The 4,402-nt window shown below is 50.6% G+C and carries 3 protein-coding genes; 2 read left to right on the top strand and 1 reads right to left on the bottom strand.

Features of this window, described 5'->3' with window-relative positions; genetic code table 11:
• Both JW883_16615 and JW883_16610 read left to right on the top strand, forming a co-directional pair.
• Nucleotides 1–323 (top strand): acyl-CoA synthetase (locus tag JW883_16615; GenBank protein MBN1843888.1); only part of this gene is annotated, 323 nt, incomplete at its 5' end.
• A gap of 237 nt (nucleotides 324–560) precedes the next feature.
• Nucleotides 561–2,723 (top strand): tetratricopeptide repeat protein, encoded by a 2,163-nt coding sequence (locus JW883_16610; protein MBN1843887.1) that lies wholly within the window; start codon nucleotides 561–563, stop codon nucleotides 2,721–2,723.
• A gap of 332 nt (nucleotides 2,724–3,055) precedes the next feature.
• Here the strand turns inward: JW883_16610 and JW883_16605 are convergent, their stop codons facing one another.
• Nucleotides 3,056–4,192 (bottom strand): acyl-CoA dehydrogenase family protein, encoded by a 1,137-nt coding sequence (locus tag JW883_16605; GenBank protein ID MBN1843886.1) that lies wholly within the window; start codon nucleotides 4,190–4,192, stop codon nucleotides 3,056–3,058.
• Between the last annotated feature and the right edge of the window lie 210 nt (nucleotides 4,193–4,402).

The following is a 4,402-nucleotide window of genomic DNA, read 5'->3' as shown; positions in this document are numbered from 1 at the left end:
TCGTGGACCGCAAGAAGGACATGATCAAGACCGGCGGCGAGAACGTGGCGTCGCGCGAGGTCGAGGAGGTCCTGTACCGGTATCCGGATATCGAAGAGGCGGCGGTCATTGGTCTGCCCGATCCGAAATGGATCGAGATCGTGGCGGCCGTGGTGGTGCCGAAAAAGGGGAAAACGATCAAAGAAAAGGATCTGATCGCTCACTGCAAGGAGCATCTGGCGGGGTTCAAATGCCCGAAGAAGGTCCTCGTCGTGGACCGGCTCCCCAAGAATCCCTCGGGGAAGATACTCAAGCGGGAGCTGAAGGAAGAGTTCGGGAAATAGTTTCCCATGACGGAACCGGGGGCTCAGGCTCTCGAGCAGACATATCGGTATCGTCGAGGTTATTTCCCAATAACGCGCGGACAGAGGCCGATTCCCGCTATTTTCTCTTTGATAATCAGCTTGCACAGGTTGAACGGTTCGGGTATACGACTGCCAAAGCCGGTTGTCCGGCAAAGTATTTTTCCGAAGCGTCGATGAAACCATTGAATCAAAAAATGTTCCCCGACTATGGCCGACATGGAAACTCATAATCATACCAATTCCTTTTTCAAGATCCGCCATGATATTCTAATATGCCTGCTCCTCGCCATGATTACACTCGCCGTTTACTGGCAGGTCGGGAATCACGCATTCGTCAACTACGATGACGATAAATACATCACCGCGAATCAGTACGTGCAGGGCGGGCTGACCTTAAAGAGCGTCACCTGGGCTTTCACATCCATGGATGTCAGCAACTGGCATCCGCTGACCTGGTTGTCCTATTTGCTGGATATTCAACTTTTTGGGATGAACCCGGGGATGCAGCATCTGATCAGCCTGTTCTTTCACGTTGCGAATACCCTCCTGCTGTTCATCGTTCTGAGGAGGATGACAGGCGCCCTCTGGAAAAGCGCCTTCGTCGCGGCGCTGTTTGCCCTCCATCCCCTCCATGTGGAGTCGGTTGCCTGGATCGCGGAGCGCAAAGATGTTCTAAGCGCATTCTTCTGGATGCTGACCATGGGGAGCTACGCCTGGTATGTCGAGTGTCCGGGGGCAAAGAGATATGCGCCGGTCCTTCTCTTCTTTGTCCTGGGTCTCATGGCCAAGCCCATGCTGGTCACCCTCCCCTTTGTGCTGCTTCTTCTGGACTACTGGCCTCTCGGCCGCCTTCGCTTCAGGCAGGAAGGGACTGCCGCAGATGATTCACCGGAAAGATACGGCAACATCCATCTGATCTGGGAAAAGATACCCCTCCTTGCCTTCGCGGCAGCTTCGAGCGTCCTGACTTTTTTCGCTCAGCAGAGCGGGGGAGCCGTTCGTTCGTTTGACGCGGTACCGCTTGCCGCCAGGATTTCCAATGGCCTGGTCTCATACGCAAGCTACATCGGAAAGATGATCTGGCCTTTTGATCTGGCGGTGCTCTATCCCTATTCAAACAACTTACCGGTGTGGCAGGTTGCCGGGGCAGGCCTTCTGCTGATCCTTCTGTCTTTTATGGTCATCCGGTTCATGAGGCGGTTTCCATATCTCATAGTCGGGTGGTTGTGGTACCTGGGAACGCTCGTTCCGGTTATCGGACTGGTGCAGGTCGGAGCGCAATCCATGGCCGACCGGTATACCTATATCCCGCTCATCGGACTGTTTGTCATGATCGCCTGGGGTCTTCCCGATCTTGTGGCCCGATGGCACCACCGGCGGATTTTCCTCGCTGTATCTGTGGGATGCATCCTCTCCGCCCTGATAACGGTCACGTGGCTGCAACTCCAGTACTGGCAAAACAGCATCTCCCTCTTTGAACATACCCTCAACGTTACAGCAGACAATTACGTGATGCATAGCAACATGGGCGCCGCTCTGGCGGAACTGGGCAGGACAGACGAGGCGATCGCCCATTATCGGGAGGCGCTGCGGATAAAACCCGACGACGCGGAGGCCCGCTATAACATGGCCAATGCCCTGGAGCGGCAGGGGAACCTCAAAGACGCCATTGCCGAGTACGGGGAGGTGCTGAAAACAAGACCGGATATGGCCTCCGCGCACAACAATATGGGGATCACCCTGTCCCGTCTGGGTGAAACGAAGGAGGCCATCGTTCATTTCAGGGAGGCGCTGCGGATAAAACCCGGGTATCGGGACGCCGAATCCAATCTGGAAATCGCACTCAAACGGGATGAAGCGATTGAAAAAGCCGCCGCACTGCGTCCCCTGGAACAACGGACCGATACCGGCGATGCGGAAGCGCAGATGCGGCTTGGACTGGAACTGCTTCAGAGGGGAAAATTCGATGAGGCCGTTGACCGCTTCCGGGAGGCGCTCAAGATCAATCCGAAACTTGTAGAGGCGCATGTCAACCTTGGGCTGGCCTTTGCCTACAATCGGGAGATCGACAAGGCCGTTGAGCATTTCCGGAAGGCGCTTGCGATTAACCCAAGGCTTGCGGAAGTGCATAACAGCCTCGGTGTCGCCCTGGCCCAGAAAGGAGAACTGGATGAGGCCATTGGCCATTTTGAGGAAGCCCTGCGGATCAAGCCGGAGTTTGCCAAGGCGCACAACAGCCTCGGAGTCGTTATGGCCCGCAAGGGAAGAATAAAGGATGCCGTTGCTCACTTTCGCGAGGCATTACGGATCGAACCCGGCCACAAAGATGCCGGCAAAAACCTGAAAATCATGCTGGACATGCAGGGGAAGTCTCAGTAGGCCGGGGTCTGCGGGATGTGCCCCGGTCATAAGAGCACACACCTGAGGGAACCTCAAAACTCATTCGCTCGCAATGAAGCCAGCGATATAACCAGTTTATGAAAAGCTGCAGGACAATTTCGATCAGTGGCTTCACTACCACAACCATGAGCGCACGCATCACAGCATCGTGGCTATCGGAATATGGGCAGATAGGCCCATTGAAATGATTGAAGAGGGGAAAGCAATAAAAAAATCATTGACACGAGAAGCAGTATAACCCTACAGACCAAAGAGGGACTGACTGTCCGGGAAGAGGTTAACTTTTACACTTAATTTGCTGGAAACCAGGGTCATAAACATCTAGCAATAACAATCTTTTGTATCTGGTTTGTGCCTTCAACAATTTGCAGTATCTTTGCGTCTCGCATATGCCTTTCAACAGGATAATCTTTCATATACCCATAACCACCAAGAATCTGAACTGCATCAGTGGTTACACTCATGGCAACATCCGTTGCCATCATCTTCGCCATTGAAGCTTGTTTAATGGATAATGAACTGCCTTGATCGATCGAATATGCAGCCTGATAGCAAAGAAGTCTTGCTGCCTCAATTCTGGTTGCCATGTCTGCAAACATCCATTGAATCCCTTGAAAAGCAAATATGGGTTCTCCAAACTGAACCCTTTCTTTCGAATATGCTAGAGCTTCTTCAAAAGCGGCTTGTGCAATCCCCACAGCAATAGTCCCTATGCTGATCCTGCCTACATCTAGAGCAGATAGCATTTGTCTCATTCCCTGGCCTTCTTTGCCCCCTAAAAGATCTTTTTCCGAAACGTTACAATCTGTAAAAAACAACTCTGTTGTGGGAGAACCACCGTAACCCATTTTTCTCTCTTTTTTCCCAATTGATAAACCCACAGCATCTTTGTCTACTATAAAAGCGCTTATTCCCTTAGCACCAGCTTCTTTCCCTGTTCTCGCAAGAACAATATATAAATCCGCTTCACCGCCTGTGGTAATGAATATCTTGTTCCCATTAATTGTATAAAATCCATCCCCCTTTTTTGCTGCAGTTGTCAGGGACGCGACATCAGATCCAGCCCCAGATTCTGTTAACACTAAAGCTCCTATCTTTTCTCCCTTTGACAAAACAGGTAAGTACTCTTTCTTTTGTTCTGCGGTCCCAAATTTCTCAAAATAATATTGCACTGTCTGGTGCACCGAATAAGTTCCTGCTGTTGCCAAACAAGCCTTCCCAATCTCTTCCATTACTACGATATATGTAACATGATCCAAGCCTAAACCGCCATATTCCTGCGAACAGGTTATTCCGGTAAAACCAAGTGCCGCCATCTTTTTGAATTGTGTTCTCGGAAATATTTCCTTCTCATCTGCTTCGCCAGCAAGAGGCTTCAGTTCAGCCTCAGCAAATTTTCTGGCCATTTTTTGAATTGACTTCTGTTCTTCGCTAAGTTTAAAATCCACTTATATTTTCCTCCAAATCTATAACACACACACCTACAAGCCCCATCATAGTGATCTTTCCCCCATAAACTAGGCCATATTGAAATTGAGTCTATCCTGATAAAAGGCATAACAGGACAACTCAGACATGAAGCGGAAGCGATTTGCAACGGAACAGATCATCAAAATTCTTAAAGAAGCTGAACTGGGTATCAAGATTACGGAACTCTG

This window comes from Deltaproteobacteria bacterium (assembly GCA_016930875.1).
In the GTDB taxonomy this organism is placed as follows: Bacteria; Desulfobacterota; Desulfobacteria; order Desulfobacterales.
The sequence above is the reverse complement of the archived record's forward strand: the minus strand, read 5'-3'. Positions and strand labels throughout refer to the sequence as shown.